General features: G+C 65.8%; 21 protein-coding genes. 11 read left to right on the top strand and 10 right to left on the bottom strand.

The features are described from left to right. Positions 1 to 7: 7 nt before the first annotated feature. Positions 8 to 1,171 (bottom strand): bifunctional 2-C-methyl-D-erythritol 4-phosphate cytidylyltransferase/2-C-methyl-D-erythritol 2,4-cyclodiphosphate synthase, encoded by a 1,164-nt coding sequence (locus BN60_RS10550; RefSeq protein WP_020696008.1) that lies wholly within the window; start codon positions 1,169 to 1,171, stop codon positions 8 to 10. A 133-nt stretch (positions 1,172 to 1,304) separates the two neighbouring features. On the opposite strand from BN60_RS10550, the gene dusB reads away from it, so the two are divergent. From dusB to BN60_RS10495, 11 genes are all read left to right on the top strand, one after another. Then, entirely contained in the window at positions 1,305 to 2,312 is a 1,008-nt protein-coding gene (dusB, locus tag BN60_RS10545; RefSeq protein WP_020696007.1) for a tRNA dihydrouridine synthase DusB, read from the top strand. Beyond that, a complete protein-coding gene (locus BN60_RS10540) occupies positions 2,313 to 3,440 on the top strand; it encodes a two-component system sensor histidine kinase NtrB (protein WP_020696006.1) in 1,128 nt (375 codons plus the stop codon). Continuing rightward, the gene (gene ntrC, locus BN60_RS10535; RefSeq protein ID WP_020696005.1) at positions 3,437 to 4,912 is read left to right on the top strand and encodes a nitrogen regulation protein NR(I); all 1,476 of its coding nucleotides are present in this window, start codon (positions 3,437 to 3,439) and stop codon (positions 4,910 to 4,912) included. The genes BN60_RS10540 and ntrC overlap by 4 nt, the downstream gene beginning before the upstream one ends. A gap of 31 nt (positions 4,913 to 4,943) precedes the next feature. Next, a complete protein-coding gene (locus BN60_RS10530; RefSeq protein WP_148283374.1) occupies positions 4,944 to 7,148 on the top strand; it encodes an ATP-binding protein in 2,205 nt (734 codons plus the stop codon). Between the two features lie 56 nt (positions 7,149 to 7,204). Further along, complete coding sequence (gene ntrX, locus BN60_RS10525) at positions 7,205 to 8,617, top strand: nitrogen assimilation response regulator NtrX (RefSeq protein ID WP_020696003.1); 1,413 nt, start codon at positions 7,205 to 7,207, stop codon at positions 8,615 to 8,617. Positions 8,618 to 8,636: 19 nt separating this feature from the next. Next, positions 8,637 to 9,500, top strand: a complete 864-nt coding sequence (locus BN60_RS10520) for a D-amino-acid transaminase (protein ID WP_020696002.1) — start codon at positions 8,637 to 8,639, stop codon at positions 9,498 to 9,500. After that, positions 9,497 to 10,153, top strand: a complete 657-nt coding sequence (locus BN60_RS10515) for an HAD family hydrolase (RefSeq protein ID WP_020696001.1) — start codon at positions 9,497 to 9,499, stop codon at positions 10,151 to 10,153. The genes BN60_RS10520 and BN60_RS10515 overlap by 4 nt, the downstream gene beginning before the upstream one ends. A 107-nt stretch (positions 10,154 to 10,260) precedes the next feature. Next, on the top strand, positions 10,261 to 10,509 hold the full coding sequence (gene hfq / locus BN60_RS10510; protein ID WP_020696000.1) for an RNA chaperone Hfq: 249 nt from the start codon (positions 10,261 to 10,263) through the stop codon (positions 10,507 to 10,509). Between the two features lies 1 nt (position 10,510). Next, positions 10,511 to 11,866, top strand: coding sequence for a GTPase HflX (gene hflX, locus BN60_RS10505; protein ID WP_020695999.1), 1,356 nt, complete (start codon positions 10,511 to 10,513; stop codon positions 11,864 to 11,866). A gap of 78 nt (positions 11,867 to 11,944) precedes the next feature. Further along, positions 11,945 to 12,232, top strand: coding sequence for a co-chaperone GroES (locus BN60_RS10500; protein ID WP_020695998.1), 288 nt, complete (start codon positions 11,945 to 11,947; stop codon positions 12,230 to 12,232). 4 nt (positions 12,233 to 12,236) lie between these two features. Further along, complete coding sequence (locus BN60_RS10495) at positions 12,237 to 13,070, top strand: inositol monophosphatase family protein (protein ID WP_020695997.1); 834 nt, start codon at positions 12,237 to 12,239, stop codon at positions 13,068 to 13,070. Here BN60_RS10495 and mazG read toward each other — a convergent pair whose 3' ends face one another. The 9 genes from mazG to BN60_RS10450 all read right to left on the bottom strand — a co-directional run. Beyond that, the gene (gene mazG, locus BN60_RS10490) at positions 13,071 to 13,913 is read right to left on the bottom strand and encodes a nucleoside triphosphate pyrophosphohydrolase (RefSeq protein WP_020695996.1); all 843 of its coding nucleotides are present in this window, start codon (positions 13,911 to 13,913) and stop codon (positions 13,071 to 13,073) included. Between the two features lie 52 nt (positions 13,914 to 13,965). Beyond that, the gene (locus tag BN60_RS10485) at positions 13,966 to 14,547 is read right to left on the bottom strand and encodes a hypothetical protein (RefSeq protein ID WP_177324798.1); all 582 of its coding nucleotides are present in this window, start codon (positions 14,545 to 14,547) and stop codon (positions 13,966 to 13,968) included. Positions 14,548 to 14,728: 181 nt separating this feature from the next. After that, positions 14,729 to 15,502, bottom strand: coding sequence for an MBL fold metallo-hydrolase (locus BN60_RS10480; RefSeq protein ID WP_020695994.1), 774 nt, complete (start codon positions 15,500 to 15,502; stop codon positions 14,729 to 14,731). Beyond that, positions 15,493 to 16,281, bottom strand: a complete 789-nt coding sequence (locus BN60_RS10475) for a TatD family hydrolase (protein WP_020695993.1) — start codon at positions 16,279 to 16,281, stop codon at positions 15,493 to 15,495. The genes BN60_RS10480 and BN60_RS10475 overlap by 10 nt, the downstream gene beginning before the upstream one ends. Before the next feature lies 1 nt (position 16,282). Continuing rightward, positions 16,283 to 17,836, bottom strand: coding sequence for a methionine--tRNA ligase (metG, locus tag BN60_RS10470; RefSeq protein ID WP_020695992.1), 1,554 nt, complete (start codon positions 17,834 to 17,836; stop codon positions 16,283 to 16,285). Positions 17,837 to 17,902: 66 nt separating this feature from the next. Continuing rightward, a complete protein-coding gene (locus BN60_RS10465) occupies positions 17,903 to 19,045 on the bottom strand; it encodes a DNA polymerase III subunit delta' (RefSeq protein ID WP_020695991.1) in 1,143 nt (380 codons plus the stop codon). A 2-nt stretch (positions 19,046 to 19,047) separates the two neighbouring features. Further along, complete coding sequence (tmk, locus tag BN60_RS10460) at positions 19,048 to 19,698, bottom strand: dTMP kinase (RefSeq protein ID WP_020695990.1); 651 nt, start codon at positions 19,696 to 19,698, stop codon at positions 19,048 to 19,050. Next, positions 19,695 to 21,008: a D-alanyl-D-alanine carboxypeptidase family protein gene (locus BN60_RS10455; RefSeq protein ID WP_215905900.1), complete on the bottom strand. Its 1,314-nt coding sequence runs from the start codon at positions 21,006 to 21,008 to the stop codon at positions 19,695 to 19,697. Before BN60_RS10455 ends, tmk begins: the two co-directional genes overlap by 4 nt. Beyond that, on the bottom strand, positions 20,992 to 21,434 hold a 443-nt coding region (locus BN60_RS10450; protein ID WP_177324797.1), incomplete at its 5' end, for an SPOR domain-containing protein. The genes BN60_RS10450 and BN60_RS10455, both read right to left, overlap by 17 nt.

Genomic DNA, 21,434 nt, shown 5'->3' with positions numbered 1-21,434 from the left:
GTACCCTCTAGTCTCTCGGTAGTTCGACGGTAGCGACTGCCTGGGCGGCAATGCCTTCGCGGCGGCCGGTGAAGCCAAGCCCCTCGGTCGTCGTCGCCTTCACGCTTACACGGTCCGCGGTTATGCCGGCGATATGGGCGATGCTGCGTGCCATCGCGTCGCGATGGGGGCCGACCTTCGGAGCCTCGCAGACGATGGTGACATCGAGATGCACGATGCGTCCCCGTCGTGCCGCCACCAGTTCGACAGCGTGGCGCAGGAAGCGATCCGAGGAGGCGCCGCGCCACTGTGGATCGGAGGGGGGAAAGTGCTTGCCGATGTCGCCGGCGCCAATCGTGCCCAGCACCGCATCGGTCAGCGCATGCAGCGCGACATCGGCATCCGAGTGGCCTGCCAGTGCCTGGCTGTGCGGGATGGCGACACCCCCCAGCATCACGGCATTCCCGGCCGAGAAGCCATGCACGTCGAAGCCGAAGGCGGTGCGGGTTTCCATGGCCGGGGAGTGTAAATCATCTACCGTCGTGATCTTGCGATTATCCTCGCTGCCCGCGACCATCACGACCTTGAGGCCGGCACGCTCGGCGACAGCCGCATCGTCTGTAAGAGCCGTCGCCTCTGCCGCTGCAAGGGACGCGGCGGCGCGATGGGCGGCCAGCAGTTCGGCGAAGCGAAAGACCTGGGGGGTCTGGGCACGCCAGAGGTCGCGGCGCGGCACGGTCTCCGTGATGGCGTTGCCGCCGCCAACGCGCTTCAGCGTGTCGGCAAGCGGTATGCCGAGAACAGCGCCGCCGATTCCGGGGACAGCGACGGCCGACAGGCAGGCTGCGATGTCGGCGGCCTGCACGAAGGGACGCGCAGCATCGTGGACAGCGACCAGATCCGGCGGATCGGCCGACAATGCTTCCAGCCCGTTCAGGACGGATTGCTGCCGGCTGCCGCCGCCCGGGACAGGAGGGGGCAAGTCGAGCCCCGCCACGGCCGCGTCGTAGGGAGCATCGTCGCCAGCGGCGATGACGACCCGCAGGCCGGTGATCCCAGGGACATCCCGGAAGGCCAGTAGGGTGCGACGGAGGACGGGCATGCCGTCCAGAAGGGCATATTGCTTAGGCAGAGGGCCGCCAAAGCGGGTTCCCCGGCCGGCCGCGACAATCAGGGCAATGCAGGTCGACACGAGGCCTAGATATCACCGGGCCGGAAGGTGTCTACTTCGATGCCTCTGCAGCCCTTGCGCCGGTCGGTGGGACCCGCTATTGCTCGCCCAATTATTGTGCACTGCACAAGATGCCTATAAACTGATCACACGCATGGACCGCACACCCCGTCTCAGCCCTGTCGATATCGGCCCCGTCCGGATCGAAGACCCCGTCATCCTGGCCCCGATGTCGGGCGTCACGGATATGCCGTTCCGCCAGATGGTGAAGCGCGGCGGCGCCGGCCTGGTCGTGTCCGAGATGATCGCCTCGGCAGCCATGGTTCGGGAGAACCGCAAGACGCTCCTGATGGCCAAGAACTCCCCGGAGGAGTTCCCCATGTCCGTGCAGCTTGCCGGCTGCGAGCCCGAGGTCATGGCCGAAGCGGCCAAGCTCAACGAAGATCGCGGTGCGGCGATCATTGACATCAACTTCGGCTGCCCGGTGAAGAAGGTCGTGAATGGCCATGCCGGCTCCTCGCTGATGCGCGACGAGGTTCATGCTGCCAAAATCCTCAAGGCCACCGTGAAGGCGGTGAAGCTGCCGGTGACGCTCAAGATGCGCACGGGCTGGGACTCGACCAACCGCAATGCCCCCAACCTCGCGCGCATCGCCGAGGAATGCGGCATCAAGCTGCTGACCGTGCACGGCCGCACACGCTGCCAGTTCTACGACGGCCATGCTGACTGGGCCTTCATCCGCGAGGTGAAGGCCGCGACCACGCTGCCGGTCATCGCCAACGGCGATATCAACACGCTCGACGATGTCGACCAGGCGCTCGACCAGTCCCGCGCCGACGGCATCATGATCGGCCGCGGCGCTTACGGCCGCCCGTGGTTCCTGAATCAGGCGATCCACTATCTGCGCACGGGCGAGCGTCTGCCCGATCCGACGCTCGCCGAACAGTATGCGACCGTCCGTACGCACTACGAGACGATGCTGGAGCATTACGGGCCGGAAACCGGGATGCGCATGGCGCGCAAGCACCTCGGCTGGTACTCCAAGGGGCTGCCGGCGTCGGCGGAATTCCGGGCAGCTGTGAATCGCGAGACCGATCCGGGCAAGGTCCGGACGATGCTGTCCACCTTCTTCCTGCCGGCGCTCGAGCGCCAGGCCGCCTAGATGGCCCTGCATTCTCTGAAGCGGTCGAACGGCACGGGCGAGCAGTTTCCCACAGCTATCCTCGATTCACTGTCGGAGGCGGTGGTGGTCGTCGACGCTGGCGGACACATCCACTACGCCAACCTGTCGGCCGAGCAGTTCTTCGGCGTCGGGCGGGCGCGTCTGGTGGGCCATCCCCTGGACGAGTTCGTGCCTGAAGACACCCCGTTGTTCTCGCTGCTGGAGCAGGTGAACACCACGGGGGGCGCGGTCGCGGAGAATGGCGTGACTCTCACGTCGCCACGCATCGGCAACCGCTTCTGCGCGCTGCGCCTTTCGCCCGTCGTCGACAGCGATGGCTTGGTGGCGGTGTCGCTGGTCGAGCAGACCATCGCCCGCAACATTGATCGGCAAATGTCGCACCGCAGCGCCGCCCGATCGGTCAGCGCCCTGGCGGCCATGCTGGCACACGAGGTGAAGAACCCGCTCTCCGGCATTCGCGGCGCCGCCCAGCTTCTCGAACAGTCGGTCCCGGACTCCGAGCGCGAGCTGACGAACCTGATCTGCGAGGAAACCGACCGGATCGTGGCGCTGGTCGATCGCATGGAAGCCTTCGCCGACGGTCGCCCGATCGAGCGTGGCCCGGTCAACATCCATCAGGTCCTGAACCATGTCCGTCGGCTGTCGCAGAACGGCTTCGGCAAGAACGTCCGCTTCGTCGAGACCTACGACCCGTCGCTGCCGGACGTCCATGGCGATCGCGACCAGCTCATCCAGGTCTTTCTGAATCTCGTGAAGAATGCCTGCGAGGTGCCGGGCGAGAGCGAGCGCGAGATCGAGCTTTCGACGGCCTTCAAGCATGGGCTGCGTCTTGCCGTGCCCGGCCAGCAGGCAAAGGTGAACCTGCCGCTGATCGTTTCGGTCCGCGACAATGGCCGCGGCGTGTCCGACGAAATCCGCGGGCACCTGTTTGACGCTTTCGTGACCAACAAGCCCACCGGAACCGGCCTGGGTCTTGCATTGGTCGCCAAGATCATCAACGACCACGGCGGGGCCATCGAATTTGACAGCCAGCCTGGCCGCACAACGTTCAGAGTCATGTTGCCGCTGCAGCTCTCGTCCACCGTCTCCCTGAAGGTCGCGCCATGAGCGTGGCCTCCACAATCCTCGTCGCCGACGACGACCGCGCGATCCGGACAGTCCTGCATCAGGCGCTGGGCCGGCAGGGCCACACCGTGCGCAGCACGGGAGCGGCCGCCACGCTCTGGCAATGGGTCCAGGAAGGCGAGGGGCAACTCGTGATCACCGACGTGGTGATGCCGGACGAGAATGGCCTCGACCTGGTGCCGCGTATCCGCAAGCTCCGTCCCGACCTGCGCATCATCGTCATGAGTGCGCAGTCGACACTGCTCACGGCCGTACGCGCGACCGAGCGCGGCGCCTTCGAATACCTGCCCAAGCCGTTCGACCTCAACGAGCTGATCTCGGTGGTCAACCGCGCGCTGTCGGCGCCGGCATCCTCGATGCCGCACGTGGCCGCGCCGCCGCAGGAGGGGGAGCGCCTGCCGCTGATCGGCCGATCGCCGGCGATGCAGGAAATCTACCGGGCTCTGGCGCGCCTCATGTCGACCGATCTCACCGTGATGGTCACGGGCGAGTCCGGTGCCGGCAAGGAGCTGGTGGCGCGGGCGCTGCATGATTACGGCAAGCGCCGCAAAGGCCCGTTCGTCGCCCTGAACATGGCGGCTATCCCTCGCGAGCTGATCGAGAGCGAACTGTTCGGGCACGAGCGTGGTGCCTTTACCGGCGCGGTGCAGCGTTCCGCCGGCAAGTTCGAGCAGGCCGCCGGCGGCACATTGTTCCTCGACGAGATCGGCGACATGCCGCCCGAGGCACAGACGCGTCTCCTGCGTGTGCTGCAGGAAGGCGAATATATGACGGTCGGCGGCCGCACGCCGATCAAGGCCAACGTGCGTATCGTGGCGGCGACCCATCGCGACCTGCGCCGGCTGATCCAGCAGGGCCTGTTCCGCGAAGACCTGTTCTACCGGCTGAACGTCGTGCCGATCCGTTTGCCGCCGCTGCGCGAACGGATCGACGACATTCCCGAGCTCGCAAATCACTATCTGCAGGCAGCGACCGCCGACGGCTTGCCGGCCAAGGTGCTGTCGCCGGAGGCAATGGCGCGGCTCAAGCAGCATCGCTGGCCGGGCAATGTGCGCGAGCTGGTCAACTTGGTTCGACGCCTCTCGGCGCTCTACTCCGAGGAGGTGATCGGCGTGGAGACGATCGAGGCTGAGCTCGCCGATGCGATGGCGGCGCTCGAACAGAGCCCGACGCCGGCCGACGTGGCCGCGGAAATCTCGCTTGCCGATGCCGTCGACCGGCACCTCCAGAGCATGTTCGCCGCGCACGGCGACCGCCTGCCGCCGGACGGCATGTACGATCGTGTCATTTCCGAGGTCGAGCGTCCCTTGCTCTCGCTCGCTTTGGGGGCTACTCGGGGGAACCAGTTGCGTGCGGCCCGTCTCTTGGGGCTCAATCGTAATACGTTGCGCAAAAAAATTAAGGACCTCGACGTCCCCGTGGTTCGCTCGCCGCAGGTTCGCCGAGGCGGGTGATTTCGTGGCAGCAGCGCTGAGCGGTTCGCGCTTGAGCGATATCGTAAATGCAGTGCTCCGCGGCCTGTCCGGCCGGGCGGCCGCTGCGTCTTTGGCCGTTCTCGCAATCCTTGCGGGCGCTGTTACCTATGCATGGCTTGCCGGGTTCGTTCCTGAAGCCTTCGTGACGCGCGGCTGGATGACGGGCCTGCTGGTGGCCGACCTCGTCATCGCCATCGTGCTGGCCTCCGTGCTGGCGGTGCGCTTGACGCAACTCTGGCTCGACCGCCGGCGCGGCGCGGCAGGTTCGCGTCTGCACATGCGTCTGGTGTTGGTCTGCAGCGTCTTTACCATTACGCCGACACTGATCATGACCGTCATTCTGTCGATGCTGGTCATCAGCCTAACGGATTTCGTCGTGAAGCCCTCGCAGGCGTCGTACGAGGCCGCGCGCGCCATCGGCGAACCGGTACGCCGTGCGCGCGAGCAGGAGATCCTGAACGACATTGCGGCCATCGCGAGCCCGTTGCAGGCCATGGGCATCGACGCCCTGCGCGACGGTCCGGCGACCAAGGTGCTGCTGCAGAACCTGATCGAAGGCCGACCCATCATCGAAGCCACCTTGCTCGATGCCGACAAGGGCGCGATTGCCAACGCCGTCGCACCGGACGCCAAGGGCATGGCCAATCCGGTACCGCCCGCGAAGTTTCTGTGGCAGGCGGTTAATCAGGCGCGGCCCGTGCAGTTCGAATCACCGAACGGCGCTTACTTCGTCATGCAGCTCTTCGTCGGCGAGCCGCTGTTCCTGGCAACGGGCCATGCCGTCGACCTGCGTGTCGTCGACTACATCAAGAGCATCGAATTTGCCGGCACCTTCTATTCGCAGATCGAATCGGCGCTGCGACGGGGCCAGCTCATCATCTTCGTGGTTTGCGGGACCATCGCCTTCCTGATGCTGCTGGCGGCGGTCTGGCTGGCGATCCTGTTCGCGTCGCGCCTGACCCAGCCGATCGGCGGCCTCATGGCGGCCGCAGAGCGGGTCCGCGGAGGCGACCTCAGCGTCCGCGTGGAAGAGGGGCCACCCAACGACGAGTTCGGTCAGTTGGCTCGCTCGTTCAATCGTATGGCCAGTCAGATCGAGACGCAGCGTGGCGAGCTCGTTCATGCCAACACCGAACTCGATACCAGGCGCCGCCTGACCGATGCCGTGCTTGCAGGAGTTTCGGCGGGCGTTCTCAGCGTCGACGGCGCCGGCGTCGTCGTCCGCAGCAATCGTTCCGCCCTCGACCTGCTCGGCTTGCCCGAGGATGGCGTGCTCGGCCGCCCGTTGATCGCCGTCATGCCGGAGCTGGTGCCGTTGGTTGCCCAGGCGGCAGAACGGCCCGAGCGCATGACGCAGGGCCAAGTCGAGATCTTGCAGCGGGGCGCACGCCAGATCCTGCTGGTGCGGATCAGCGCGGCCACGGGCGCCGGGTTCGTCGTGACTTTCGACGACGTGACCGACCTGATGTCGGCGCAGCGCATGGCCGCCTGGGGCGACGTGGCTCGTCGTATCGCGCACGAGATCAAGAACCCGCTGACGCCGATCCAGCTCTCGGCGGAGCGGCTGAAGCGGCGCTACCTGAAGCAGATCAAAGACGACCCGGAGACCTTCTCGATCTGCACCGATACGATCATCCGGCAGGTCGGCGATATCGGCCGCATGGTCGACGAGTTTTCATCCTTTGCGCGCATGCCGCGGCCGACCGTGTTGCCGGAGGATGCGAAGGAGCTTTGCCAGCAGGCATTGTTCCTGCAGCGCAATGGCAATCCGACCATTCAGTACACGTCGCGGCTGACCGACCGGCCGGTGCCGCTGATCTGCGACCGGCGGCAGGTTTCCCAGGTTCTGACCAACATCCTGAAGAACTCGGCCGAGGCGATCGAGGGCAGGGAGGCGGCTCCCGGTCAGCAGCTCCCCCGGGGAGAGATCACGCTATCCTTGAAGGACGACGGCACGACGGTGCAGATCGTCGTCGAGGACAATGGGAAAGGCTTGCCGAAGGAAGGGCGCGAACGTCTGACCGAGCCCTATATGACGACACGCAGCAAGGGCACCGGCCTCGGCCTGGCGATCGTCAAGAAGATCATGGAGGACCATGGCGGCTTCCTGACGCTCGAGGATCGCGAGGGTGGCGGGGCTCGCATCAGTCTGGTATTCCGGCGTGACGCGAAGGAAATCGCGTCGGCTCGACCGCATGCGACAGCCGCACAATGAAGAGCCTAACAATGACCTGCCACGAAGAATGCGGGCTGAAGTGACCTTGAAGTGACATGGGCCACGATATCTTAATCGTCGACGACGAACGCGACATCTGCACGCTGATCGCAGGCATCCTGGAAGACGAAGGCCATACCGCCCGCCGCGCGCACAACAGCACGGAAGCGATCGACGCGGTGCGCCAGCGCCGGCCGGCGCTGGTGATCCTCGATGTGTGGCTGCAAGGCAGCGAACTCGATGGCCTGCAGCTTCTCGAGGTGATCCGCCGCGAGGATCCGCCGGTGCCCGTCGTGATGATCAGCGGCCACGGTACGATCGACACGGCTGTGTCGGCCATCAAGACCGGCGCCTACGATTTCGTCGAGAAGCCGTTCAAGGCCGACCGGCTGCTGGTGGTGGTCGACCGCGCCATCGAGGCGGACCGGCTGCGGCGCGAGAATGCCACGCTGCGCCGTCGTGCGGGTGGCGAAGTGACCTTCGTGGGCTCCTCGGGGGATGCCGCCAACGTGCGCAGCCAGATCGAGAAGGTGGCGCCGACCGGAAGCCGCGTGCTGATCACGGGCGCCTCTGGCGCCGGCAAGGAGACGGTGGCGCGCCTGATCCATCAGGGGTCCAAGCGCGCCGAAGGGCCGTTCGTCGTGGTGAACTGCTCGGCCATGCCGGCGGAACGGCTGGAGATCGAGCTGTTCGGCACCGAGGGGGAAGCCGATAGCGAGACGTTGCGCGTCTCGGGCGCCTTCGAAATGGCGCATGGCGGTACGCTGGTCCTGAAGGAGGTCGCGGATCTGCCGGTGGCACTGCAGAGCCGGCTGGCGCGCGTGCTGCAGGAGCAATCCTTCGCCCGCGACGGCGGCAAGACGAAGGTCGAGGTCGACGTGCGCGTACTCGCCACGACGGCGCGCCCCCTGCAGGACGAGATTGCCGCCGGTACATTCCGCGAGGAGTTGTTCCATCGCCTGAACGTGGTTGCGCTGCCGGTTCCGCCGCTCAGCGAGCGCCGCGAGGATATTCCCGAGATCGCCATCGACCTGCTGCAACGTGTGGCCGACGCGACAGGGTTGCCGCCGCGCACCATCGGCGAGGACACGCTGGCTGCCCTGCAAGGCCACGACTGGCCGGGCAATGTGCGCCAACTGCGCAACGTCATCGAGCGGCTGCTGATTCTGGCGCCGGCCGGCGGCGCGCCGATCCGAGCCGACATGCTGCCCAACGACGTCAGCGAGGACGCGCCTTCGGTGCTGCGCTGGGAGAAAGGCGGCGAGATCATGCAGTTGCCGCTGCGTGATGCGCGCGAGGTCTTCGAGCGCGAGTATCTGCTCGCACAGGTGACCCGCTTCGGCGGCAATATTTCGCGAACCGCGACTTTCGTCGGCATGGAGCGCTCTGCGCTGCATCGCAAGTTGAAGTCGTTGGGCTTGCATGGCAGTTCACCCGAAGATCGCAACGGCGGCGAGCCGGCGAACTGAGGGTTCTGGGGAGAGCGTTATGGCGCGTTATGCCTACGTCAATGGTCGCTACGTGGATCACCGCGAGGCGAGTGTTCATATCGAGGATCGTGGCTACCAGCTCGCCGACGGCGTCTACGAGGTCGTGGGCGTACGCGGCGGCAAGCTGATCGACGAAGGGCCGCACATCGACCGGCTCGATCGATCGCTGCGTGAGCTGCGAATCGGCTGGCCAGTGTCGCGCAACACCCTGGGCTTCATCATTCGCGAACTGATGCGGCGCAATCGTCTGCACGACGGCCTGGTCTACATGCAGGTGACGCGCGGCGTCGCCCGCCGCGACCATGCCTTTCCGACGACGCCGGTGAAGCCTGCGCTGGTGCTGACGACCAAGAACACCAAGCACATTGTCGCCGATACCGGCCCTGGCGTCGCCGTGAAGAGCCAGCCGGACATCCGGTGGGGGCGCTGCGATATCAAGACCGTCGCTCTTCTGCCCAACGTGCTGGCCAAGCAGGCGGCGCGAGAGAGCGGCGCCTACGAGGCCTGGCTGGTCGACGGCAAGGGATGCGTCACCGAGGGCGCTTCGACCAATGCCTGGATCGTCACGGGCGAGGGGGAACTGGTGACGCGCCAGACCGACAACGGGATTCTGGCCGGCATCACGCGGCATACGCTGAGGTCGATTTGCGACTCGCTTCAGCTCAAGCTCGTCGAGCGTCCTTTCACCCTGGCGGAGGCGAAAAAGGCGAAGGAAGCGTTTATCACGAGCGCGACGTCGTTCGTCACCCCAGTCGTGAAGATCGACGGCGACCCCGTTGGCGACGGCAAGGTCGGCGATATGGCCCGCCGCCTGCGCGAGGAATATGTCCGCTTTTCGGAGACGGGCGAGGCAGTGACGTGAGCTTGTCCGCCGGCGCAAAGCCGCCGCGCGCCATTCTGTTCGATTGGGACAATACGCTGGTCAACACTTGGCCGACGATCGTCGAGTGCTATCGCGACACATTCGTAGCCCTCGGTCGAGAACCCTGGTCAGCACAGCAAGTGCAAGACTTCGCGCACGGCTCGCTGCGCGATCTCTTCCCCAGCCTGTTTGGCCCGCGTGCCAGCGAGGCCGAGAAGGTCTTCTACGAGACCTTCTATCGGATTCACCTGGAGCGGTTGCAGCCGCTGCCGGATGCGGAAGCGCTTCTGGCGCATTGCCACGGCCTTGGCTGCTACGTCGCGGTCGTGAGCAACAAGGTGGGGGACAATCTCAGGGCCGAGCTTTCACATCTTGGCTGGCAGAAGTGGATAACTCGGGCCGTCGGGGCGAAGGACGCCCTCCGCGACAAACCGGCGCCCGATCCGATCTTCATGGCGCTGAACGGCACGGGAATTGCCCCCGACGAGACCGTGTGGATGGTCGGCGACACTCTGGCTGATCTGAAATGCGCCCATGCGGCGGGCTGTTTGCCGGTGCTGGTCGGTGGCGCTGAACAATTGTCCGCCACGCTGATGGAATATCCGCCGCGTCTGCGCGCACGTAATTGTCATGAACTGGTGGCATTGCTTTGAGAAAAGTGTCCCCTATATTCGTCGTAACTCGGTAGCGGGGAGAGACCCCGTACCTTTCTGAACCGGGCGCCCTTCGGCAGCCGGATGCCCAGCAAGAGGCCAAGAACATGAGCGAAAAGGCACAGAACGTTCAGGACGTCTTCCTGAACCACCTGCGGAAGAACAAGACCCCCGTCACGATCTTTCTCGTGAACGGCGTCAAGCTGCAGGGCATCGTTACGTGGTTCGACAATTTCTCGGTGCTGCTGCGCCGTGACGGACATTCGCAGCTTGTCTACAAGCATGCGATCTCGACCATCATGCCGGTCACGCCGGTGCAGCTGTTCGACGGGGACAAAGCCGACGCAGCGGGCTGACTTGATCGACGATCTCGAGCAGAACGACCAACACAAGCGCACGCGCCAGCCGACCGAGACCGCGCGACCGGCAACGGTTGCCGCGGTGCTCTGTCCGTTTGTCGCGGGACCGCGAAACGGCGGCGACACGAGAGACAGCGACGCCAGGCTCGAAGAGGCAGTGGGGCTGGCCCGCGCTATCGACCTCGATGTGCGGCTGGCCCAGGTCGCGCCGTTGCGCCGCATCACGCCGGCAACCCTCGTCGGCAAGGGCGTCGTCGAACGCATCAAGGCTGCAGTCGAGGAGCAGGGCATCGGGCTGGTCGTCGTCGACGACAAGCTGACGCCGGTCCAGCAGCGCAACCTCGAAAAGGCCTGGCAGGCCAAGGTGATCGACCGGACCGGCCTGATCCTCGAAATCTTCGGCGCCCGCGCCCGCACCCATGAAGGACGCCTGCAGGTAGAGCTAGCAGCGCTGGACTACCAGCGCGGCCGCCTGGTGCGGTCGTGGACCCATCTGGAACGCCAGCGCGGTGGCTTCGGCTTTCTGGGCGGCCCCGGTGAATCGCAGATCGAGATCGACCGCCGCCTGATCGGCGAACGCATCGTGCGCATCAAGCGCGACCTCGAGGGCGTGCGCAAGACGCGCGCCGTCAATCGCGCCGGTCGCAAGAAAGCCCGCCTGCCGACGGTCGCCTTGGTCGGCTATACCAACGCCGGCAAGTCGACGCTTTTCAATCGTCTGTCGGGCGCCGGCGTCATGGCCAAGGACCTCCTGTTCGCCACGCTCGACCCCACCATGCGCTCGATCAAGCTGCCGAACGGCAAGGGCTGCGTGATCTCCGACACGGTGGGCTTCGTTTCCGACCTGCCGACCCATCTGGTGGCGGCCTTCCGCGCCACGCTGGAAGAGGTGATCGAGGCGGACCTGATCGTGCATGTGCGTGACATTGCCCATCCCGACAGCGAGCAACAGCGCGCCGATGTCGAGCAGGTGCTGCGCGACCTCGGTGCCTTCGACGAAGGGGCCGGCCGGCCCCTGATCGAGGCGCTGAACAAGATCGATGCGTTGCCGGCGGACGTTCGCGGCATCCTCGAGAACAGGGCGGCGACCGGCGCTGACCGGGCCCGGCAATACCCGGTCTCGGCGCTGACGGGGGAAGGGGTCGAGCAGCTCCTGGAGGCCATCGGCGCCTTCCTGAGCCATGCCGGCGAAGCCCGTGAGGTGTCGGTGCCGCTGTCCGACGGCGCGACCATCGCCTGGCTCTACCGCCACGGCGAGGTGCGCAGCCGGCGGGACGAGGGCGACGTGGCCTGGCTGACCGTCGCTTTGGACGATGCCGCCGCCGCACAGTTCGAGCGGCGCCTGGCGCGCTGAAGGCCGCGCTGATGGCCGCGTTGACACCCGGCAGGCCCGCTACCTATAAGCGCCCAACCCCGAGACAAAGGAAACACCATGAAATTCAAGCCCTTGCACGACCGACTGCTGCTGAAGCCGGTCGAAGCCGAGACCCGCACCAAGGCCGGCCTGATCATTCCGGACACTGCCCAGGAAAAGCCGATGCAGGGCAAGGTCGTGGCCGTCGGCAAGGGCCGTCGCCTCGAAGATGGCCGCCTGCAGCCGCTCGACGTCAAGGTCGGCGACACGGTTCTGTACGGCAAGTGGTCCGGCACCGAGGTCAAGCTCGGTGGTGCGGATCATGTGATCCTGAAGGAAGAAGATCTGTTCGGCGTCGTCGGCTGAACCGATGCTGACGGACGGCGATTCGCTTCGAGTCGCCGAACTTATCCGCGAAACCGCGGCGGCCGAACTGCTGCCGCGGTTCCGCAACCTCGCCAAGAGCGATATCCGCCAGAAGCGTCCGGGCGATATCGTGACCGTCGCCGACGAGGCGGCGGAGCAGCGCCTGGCGACCGGCCTTGCCAAGATCCTGCCCGGCGTACCCGTCGTCGGCGAGGAGGCGGTCGAGAAGGATCCGGGCCTGCTCGAGCTGATTGCGCGACAGGGAGAGACCTGCTGGATCGTCGATCCGCTCGACGGCACCGCGAATTTTGCCGCGGGCAGGGACCGTTTCGCCATCATCGTCTGCCTGGTGCACGACACCATGCCGGTCGCCGGCTGGATCCTCGATGTGCCGCGTAACCATCTGGCCGAAGCCCACCGTGACGGTGGCGTGACGCTCGACGGTGTTGCCATAGCAGCAAGAGCGCTCGACCGGCCGCTGATCGGCTATGTCGGCTATCGGGTCATCAAGGAATTCGACCGCCAGCTCGGCCAGGAGCAGCGCGCCAAGCTCGGCCGACTGTCGACCTTGAGCTGCGCCGGCCTCGAATACATCGAACTCCTGTCGGGCCGCGCCGACTTCAACCTCTACCGGATGACCAAGCCCTGGGACCATGCTGCAGGTTCGCTGATGATGCGCGAGGCGGGCGGTGGCTCGGTTCAGTTCAATGGCTCGCCCTATGCGCCAACCCAGGGCCTGGCGGCCGGCCTGATCTCCTCGACGTCGAATGAGGCGCTCGACGAGGCAAGGGCGTTGCTCGAGGCTGTCCAGCTTCCGTTGCTCGCTCCCAAGCCATAGTTAAGCTTTCGTCTTCGCTTCCTGCCAGAAGGCTTCCATTTCCTCGAGGCTGGCATCGGCAGGCTTGCGGCCTTGTTCGGCCAGACGTTGTTCGATGTGGCGGAAGCGCTTCTCGAACTTGTCGTTGGTCGCTCTGAGGGCGACCTCGGGATCGACCTTGCAATGGCGCGCCAGGTTGGCGACGGCAAACAGCACGTCGCCCAGTTCGTCGGTCAGGCGGGCCTGGTCGACCGTGCCCGCTTCGATCTCCGTGCGGAGCTCTCCCAGCTCTTCTTCGATCTTGTCGATGACGGGCCCGGTCGAGGCCCAATCGAAGCCGACCCGGGCCGCCCGCTTCTGGATCTTCTCGGCGCGCATCAGGGCGGGAAGGGCGCGGGCAATCCCGTCCAGGGCTCCGACAGGCTGGCTGCCGTTCTGGACGCCCTGTTGCCTGGCCGCTCGTTCTGCGGCCTTGCGGGCCTCCCAGGAGATCGTCTGGGCGTCGGCCGTCTTGATGTCGAGGTCGCCGAAGACGTGCGGATGCCGGTCGACCATCTTGTCGGCGATGGCGGCGGCCACGTCGTCGAACCCGAACGCCTTGGCCTCGCTGGCCATCTGGGCGTGATAGACCACTTGCAGCAGCAGGTCGCCGAGTTCCTCCTTGAGGGCGGCCATGTCGTCTCGTTCGATGGCGTCGGCGACCTCGTAGGCTTCCTCGATCGTGTACGGCACGATGGTTTGGAAGGTCTGTTCGATGTCCCAAGGACAGCCATGCTCACGGTTCCGCAGCCAGGCCATCACGGCCAGCAGGCGCTGGAGGGGCTCTTTGGGAAGCTGGTCGGCTGTGGGGCGTCCGGTTGGCATGCGGCTTCGATCTTAGGTCGGGTTATCGTATAATATATATTATGGAAAATATCTATTGTGGTTTAGATAGAACGAACTGCCAGTCGATCCGCATGTTTTGCTTTAACAACGCCAGGAGATTGAGGCCACGGTTGGCATCGCTTGCCGGGACGCCCAGGGTCAGCAGTACGCCAGACTTGGAGTCCTTCGGGCTTGGCACGACGAGATCGAACACCGTTCGCGTCTCGCTGTCCCCCTGGGCCTTCGGGACGTTCTCGTAGACCACGAGCAGGCTGCCGTCGCTGAGCTTGCGAGCCCGTGCCTCGACGCCGGGCCGACGTGCCTTGATGGAGCCCGCCTTGGTCGCCGCGTAGTGCTCGGCGTCCTTCACGCCCTCGAACTCGAAGTCGACCCGCCAGACGATCACGCGGTAGCGTTTGTCGATGCTGTACGCCAGGCCCCGCTCCCAGTCCTCCGTCGCCTGCCAGCCCATGGGCAGCGTCATCTCGACCTTGATCGACTGGAACTGGACTCGTGCCGACAGCGCATTGCTGTCGACGCCAACGAGCTTCGTTGATCGTGACCGACCTGCGCCCGTGGTGCCGCCACCAATGCTTTGCTGGCCATGAGAGAAGCTCGCGCCGTTGTCGGCCATCCCGAAATCGCGGAATGTCAGGCCGCCTGTGCTGAGATCGCCGCCTTGGGCACGAGCCGATGGGCCACAGAACTGCAGGCCGCCGGCCGCAAGTCCGGCAAGCAGGAACAAGCGGCGACCGGACTCCTTTTGTCTCATCTGAGGTTACACATTAACAATGTTCCATAACACATTGTTTAAACTAAGAAATATCTATCGATAGTCCATCGTAGCAAGGATGAACGTGAGCGGGTGTCACCCGGTCGACCTCGGCATAGTCCATGTCGACATGCATGTTGGTCAAGAACGCGCGACTGGGCCTCACGCGGCTTATCCACTCCAGCGCCCGTTCGAGATGGGCGTGCGTCGGGTGCGGCCGGTAACGCATCGCGTCGACAATCAGCACTTCCACGCCAGCCAATGTCTCGAGAGCTTCGTCCGACAGCATGACGACGTCGTTGGCATAGCCAACCTTGCCGAAGCGGAAACCCAGCGACGGGATCGTGCCGTGGTCTTGCACGAACGGCACGACCGGCAGGCCGGCAGCCGTGAAGGGGCCGGTGATCAGGCTGTGCCGGTAGATCGGGTTGTAGAAGCCGCCGCCTTCGGCCTCGAAGCAATAGCCGAAGCGCCGCCTCAGCACGCCCCAGGTACGCTCGTCGGACCAGGACTCGATCTGCCCCTGACGCAGCGCATAGGCACGGAGGTCGTCGATACCGTGAACTTGATCGGCATGGTCATGGGTCCACAGGACGGCGTCGACGCGCTCGACCCTGGCATCCAAAAGCTGGCTGCGGAGGTCGGGAGAGGTGTCGACCAGTACGGTCTTCCCTTGGTCTTGAACCAGGATCGAGCAGCGCCGCCGGCGATTGCGGTTGTCGGTGGGATCGGCCGCCCCCCACTCCCCTTGCCCATCCTTGCCGCCGGGCCTTGGAACGCCACCCGAGGTGCCACAGCCGAGAATAGTCACCCGCACCGGGAACGCTCCGCCTTGGTAAACAGCCGGAAGAAATTGTCGGTGGTGGCCGCCTCGAGTTCGGCGATGCCGATGCCCTTCAGTTCGGCCACCTTGGCTGCGGTGTGCGCGACGAAAGCGGGCTCGTTGGTCTTGCCGCGCTTTGGCACGGGCGCCAGATAGGGCGCATCGGTCTCGACAAGCAGCCGATCGAGCGGGATGTCGCGCACGATGGTGCGCAAGCTCTCGGCGGCCTTAAAGGTCACGATGCCCGAGATCGAGATGTAGAGCCCTAGGGCCAATGCGCGGCGCGCCACGTCCGGCCCGGAGCTGAAGCAGTGGATCAGGCCGGGAAAAGCGCCCCTGGCGTACTCGTCTTCGAGGATGTCGCCGGTCTCGGCATCGGCGTCGCGCGTATGGACGATCAGCGGCAAGCCGGTCTGGCGTGCAGCGGCGATATGGGCGCGAAAGCTCTCGGCCTGTTCCTCGCGCGGGCTGTGCTCGTAATAGAAATCGAGGCCGGTCTCGCCGATGCCCACGACCTTCGGATGATGCGCCGCCTCGATCAGCCGGTCGGGAGTGCGTTGCCCCTCCTCCTTGGCCTCGTGTGGATGGACGCCGACGGAGCACCAGACGTTGTCGTGACGCTCGGCAATCGCGCGGACCCGCTCGAACTGGTCGAGCCGCGTGCCGATAGTGAGCATCCCGGCCACGCCGGCCGAGCGGGCACGCGCCAGCACGGCGGTTTCGTCGCCGGCCAGCTCGGGGAAGTCGAGATGGCAGTGGCTGTCGATCAGCATATCAGCTGGCAGCTTTCGCCGGCTCGACGTAACGGGGGAAGACGCCTTGCGGCTTGGGCAACGCCGTGCCGGGCGCCAGCTCCTGGTCGAAGGCCGCATAGGTCCTCGCCTCCTGTGGCACGGCAAGCTGCTCCAGGATCTTCGAGGCCGATTCAGGCATGAACGGCTGAACCAGAAGCGTCACGCGCCGGATCGTCTCGGCCAGCACCCACATCACCGTGTCGCGCCGTGCCGGATCGGTCTTGGCGAGCGCCCAGGGCGCCTGCGCGTCGACATAGCGGTTGGCGTCGGCGATCACTTCCCAGATCGCGGTCAAGGCGCGATGGAAGGCCTGCTCGTCGATTTCGGCGCGAACCGCCGCAAGCAGCCCCTGGGCCCGTCCCAGCAGCGCATTGTCGTCGTCGGTCAGCACACCCTTTGGCGGAACAACTGAGCCGCAGTTCTTCGCGACGATCGAAAGCACGCGCTGGCAGAGATTGCCGTAGGCGTTGGCGAGGTCGGCGTTGAGCCGGCCGATCAGGGCGCGGCGCTGGAAGTCGCCGTCGTTGCCGAACGGCACTTCGCGCAGCAGGAAGTAACGCACCGGATCGACGCCGAACTCTTTGGTCACCGCGACCGGATCGATGGCGTTGCCCAGCGACTTGGAAATCTTCTGGCCTTCGGTCGTCCACCAGCCGGACGCGAAGACGCGCTTGGGCGGCGCCAGGCCGGCCGACATCAGGAAGGCCGGCCAGTAGACGCAGTGGAAGCGGATGATGTCCTTGCCGACGACATGGACGTCGGCCGGCCAGAAGCGCCATAGCGGATTGCTCTCGTCGGGATAGCCGCACTCGGTGATGTAGTTGGTGAGCGCGTCCAGCCAGACGTACATGATGTGCTTGGGATCGCCCGGCACCGGCACGCCCCACGAAAAGCTGGTGCGCGACACCGAGAGGTCCTGCAGCCCGCCCTTGACGAAGCTGATGATTTCGTTGCGGCGGCTCTCAGGCGCAATGAAGCGCGGGTTCTTCTCGTAGAACTCCAGCAGCCGGTCGCCCCACGCCGAGAGCTTGAAGAAATACGACGGCTCCTCGACCCATTCGACCTCGTTGTTGACCGGGCCGGCGCGGCGCTTGCCGTCGGGGCCGACCGTAGTCTCGTCCTCGGCATAGAACGCCTCGTCGCGCACGGAATACCAGCCGGCATATTTGCCGAGATAGATATCGCCGGACGCGACGAGCTTCTCCCACAGCGCCTGGCAGGAGGCGTAGTGGCGCTTCTCGGTCGTGCGGATGAAGTTGTCCGGACTGTAGTTCATCACGCCGAGCAGGTCGCGGAACGACTGGCTCACTTTGTCGGTGAACGACTGGGGCGACATGCCCGCGGCTGCCGCAGCCTTCTCGACCTTCTGGCCGTGCTCGTCAGTGCCCGTCAGAAAGTGGACGTCGAAACCATCCAGGCGCTTGAAGCGGGCCATCACATCGCACGCCAGAGTCGCGTAGGCGTGCCCGATGTGAGGCACATCGTTCACATAATAGATTGGCGTGGTGGTGTAGAAGGTTTTACGGCCCGACATGATGACAGAACTCCGAATCCCTGCTCGCCCCTGAGACGCTCCTCCCGGAGCGCCAGGATCAGCGCTTCAGCGCATCGCCGATTGGAGAGCCAGGAAGCTGCCGAGCACCGTTTGCTTGCGGTCGAGATTGACGGCATCGGCACGGGACAACAGGTGGGCGACCTTTTCCCATGCCTCCATCCAACGATCAAGGCTCGCCGCCTCGAGCAGGCGGGCTTGCAGGCCAAGCTCCGACGGCACCACAGGTGCAGCTTTCCTGTCATTTTCCGGCCCCAATGCCGCAGCACGGGCCAAGCCTTTCAACCAGCCGTCGAACAGGTAATTGAGCGAGCGCCAGTCGGCATTCGCCTCCTCGCCGCGGCGGGCGAACCGCTCGGCAAATCCGTGCAGCCGCGGCATGTCGAGATCGGGCAAGGTCGCCAGCACCTCGACCATCTCGCGGTAGAGAGCGAGGCTGCCCGCCCCGGCCAGTTCGAGCGCACGGCCGATGCTGCCTTCGGCAAGTTGCGCCAGCGCTGTCCGCTCCTCCGGCTTGCTCTCGGGCGCATAGTCGCCCAGCAGCCTCACCACCGTCTCTTCCGGCAGCGGCTGCAAGGCAAGGCGACGGCAGCGCGAGCGGATCGTCGGCAGCAGGCGGCCCGGCGCGTGGCTCACGATCAGCAGCACCGCCTTGGGCGGCGGCTCCTCGAGGACCTTCAGCACGGCGTTGGCGCTGTTGCGGTTCATCTCGTCGGCCGAGTCGACGATGGCCACTCGCCAGTCGCCCATCGCCGGCGTCATATGCATGAAGGCGCCGAGGTCGCGCACATCGTCGACGGCGATCTCGGCGCGCATCCGGCCGGTATCGGGATTGAGTGCACGGCGGAGATGAAAGAGATCGGGGTGCGAGCGCGCGTCGATCAACGACCGGCCCGGCGCATCGGCGGCAACGTCGAGCCCGTCGGGAGCATCCCCGAACAATCCACCCTGCTGCTGCCCGGCCAGCAGGAAGCGCGCAAAGCGCCAGGCAAGCGTCGCCTTGCCGATGCCGCGTGGTCCCGTGAGCAGCCAGGCATGGTGCAGCCGGCCGCTCTGCTGTGCGGCCAGCATGGTCTTCTCGGCGGCTTCGTGATGCAGCAGCCGGTTGTTGCGCCACGGGGGCGGCCAGCCATAGGGCCATTCGAGCTTCTCGAGCTCGGCCGGATCGGAGGGCGTCTTGCCGCGTGCCACGCTCAGACCTTCAGGCGCCGGGTGACGGCCTCGGCGATTGCCGATGCAACCGCTTCGACGCCGGCTGTCGCATCGATCACCAGGCAGCGATCGGGCTCGGCGGCGGCGATGTCGAGAAAGCCCTTGCGAACCCGCTCGTGGAAATCGCGCGGCAAGGATTCGTAGCGCGTCTCGTTTCCGCGCCGCGCCGCCGCGCGTGCCAGACCAGCCTCGACGGGCAAGTCGAGGATCACCGTAAGGTCGGGACGGAAGTCACCGACGGCGATGCCATAGAGCTTGTCGAGCAGCGCGCGGTCGATGCCGTAGCCGCCCCCCTGGTAGGCCATCGTCGAATCGGCGAAACGGTCGCTCACCACCCAGTCGCCGCGCTTCAGCGCCGGCCACACGGTGCTGCGCAGATGCTCCCGGCGAGCTGCGAAGTGCAACAATGCTTCGGTGACTCCATCCCAGCGCTCGGCCGGTCCTTCGACCAGGAGCTTGCGCACCATCTCCGCGCCTGGAGCGCCGCCCGGTTCGCGGGTCGTCAGGACCGAACGGCCCCGCTTTTCCAGGAACGCCTTGAGGTGGGCGATCTGGGTCGACTTCCCCGCCCCTTCGCCGCCTTCCAGTGTGATGAAGCGCCCCTTTTTCGCCCTCTCCTGGGCACCCGTCACGACAGCCAGCCGAACAGGTAATGCTTGATCATGGCGCCGACGCGGCTGACGACCCCCATGCGCGGCACGTCGGCGCCGGCCTCGAGCGGGTATTCCAGCGTCTTGCCGTCGGCCAGCGTGATGACGGCAGTGCCGATCTTGGTGCCCTTGGCGATCGGCGCGGGAACTGGCCCTTCAAAGCGTGCGACGACACGCGGCGACGGTGGCTGCCCGGCAGGCGACGTGACCAGCACGGCCTTGGGGATGACCAGCGGCACATTGTCCTGCGCGCCCAGCCATACCGGCGCTTCGGCGACCGTGTCGCCGGCGCGGAATATGGTGGTGTTGGTCGATTCGCGGAAACCCCACTCGATCAGCCGCGACGTTTCCTGCGCACGCTCGGCCATCGAGGTGAGACCGTTAACCACCAGGATCAGACGCCGCCCGTCGCGGATCGCCGATGTTGCCTGCCCGTAGCCGCCCTCTTCCGTATGGCCGGTCTTGAGGCCGTCGGTACCGGGCGTCTGCTTCAGGAGCCGGTTGCGGTTCGCTTGCCGGATGTTGTTGTAGGTCCAGTTCTGCTCGGCATAGTAGTGATAGTACTGCGGAAAGTCCTCGATGGTGCGATGCGACAGCACCGCGAGATCGCGGGCCGTCGTGTATTGCCCCTCATGCGGCCAGCCCGAGGCATCCTTGAAGACGGATTTGGTGAGGCCGAGTTCGCGTGCTCGCTTGGTCATGCGCTCGGCGAAGGCTTCCTCGGTTCCCGAAAGACCTTCGGCGATCACCACGCAGGCATCGTTGCCCGACAGCACGATGATGCCTTTGATCAGATCCTCGACGCTGACGTCGCTGCCGAGTTCGAGGAACATGCGCGAGCCGCCCATGGCTCGCGCCCGTTCGCTGACCTTGAAGACGGAGTCGAGCTTCAGGCGTCCCGCGGCCAGCTCCTCGAAGACGATGTAGATCGTCATCAGCTTGGCCATCGACGAGGGCGCCATCGGTGTCTCGGCGTCCTTGTAGAGCAGCACGGTCGAGGTCTGCGGATCGACCATGAAGGCGTGACGTGCCAGGGTTCCGATGCCGATCTGCGATGGCGGCAATGCCTCGGGTTTCGTGCCCGTCGGCTTCTCGGGCTTGGACGCGGCCGTCCCCTGCGAGGGCTTCGGTTTTGCGGCAGGTTTCTGCGGCTGGGCCTGCTGGCGGCGCTGCTGCTCCTGCTGCGCGAACGCGTCGAGTGAAGGGCCGAGGAGGCCGCCGACGAGACCGACGGCCAACAGGGGCGCGAGGGACGCGCGCAAGGCGCGTTTGGGTTCAATCCGCAATGACACGTGCATCACCATAGCCGGAGCGCTTCAGCCGGTCGGCAACGATGCCGGCGGCATCCGACGTTGTATAGGGGCCCAGACGGACGCGATAAACCTCGCGTCCGGAAGTCGCGCCATGCGTCACTTCGGTCGTCCCGTAGCTGCGGACGGCGCTGCGCTGGCGCTCGGCATTTTCAGGCGTCGAGAAGGCACCGACCTGAATGTAGAACCCGCTGGCATGCACGCCGGGCGCGCTGGCTGCCGCTACCGGCGTCGCTGCGGCGGGAGGCGTTGCGGCAACATGGACCGGCGCGCTGCGAGGCGGCGGCGCCCCACCCACCCGGCCTGGGCGGGCGTCATCGGCTGCGGAGGTGGCGGCGGAGGCGGTGCGGGCTCCGGTTGGACCGCGGCCACAGCCACCGGCGGAGGGGGCGGTACGGCTGCCGGTGC

The organism is Reyranella massiliensis 521 (assembly GCF_000312425.1).
GTDB lineage: Bacteria > Pseudomonadota > Alphaproteobacteria > Reyranellales > Reyranellaceae > Reyranella > Reyranella massiliensis.
The sequence above is the reverse complement of the archived record's forward strand: the minus strand, read 5'-3'. Positions and strand labels throughout refer to the sequence as shown.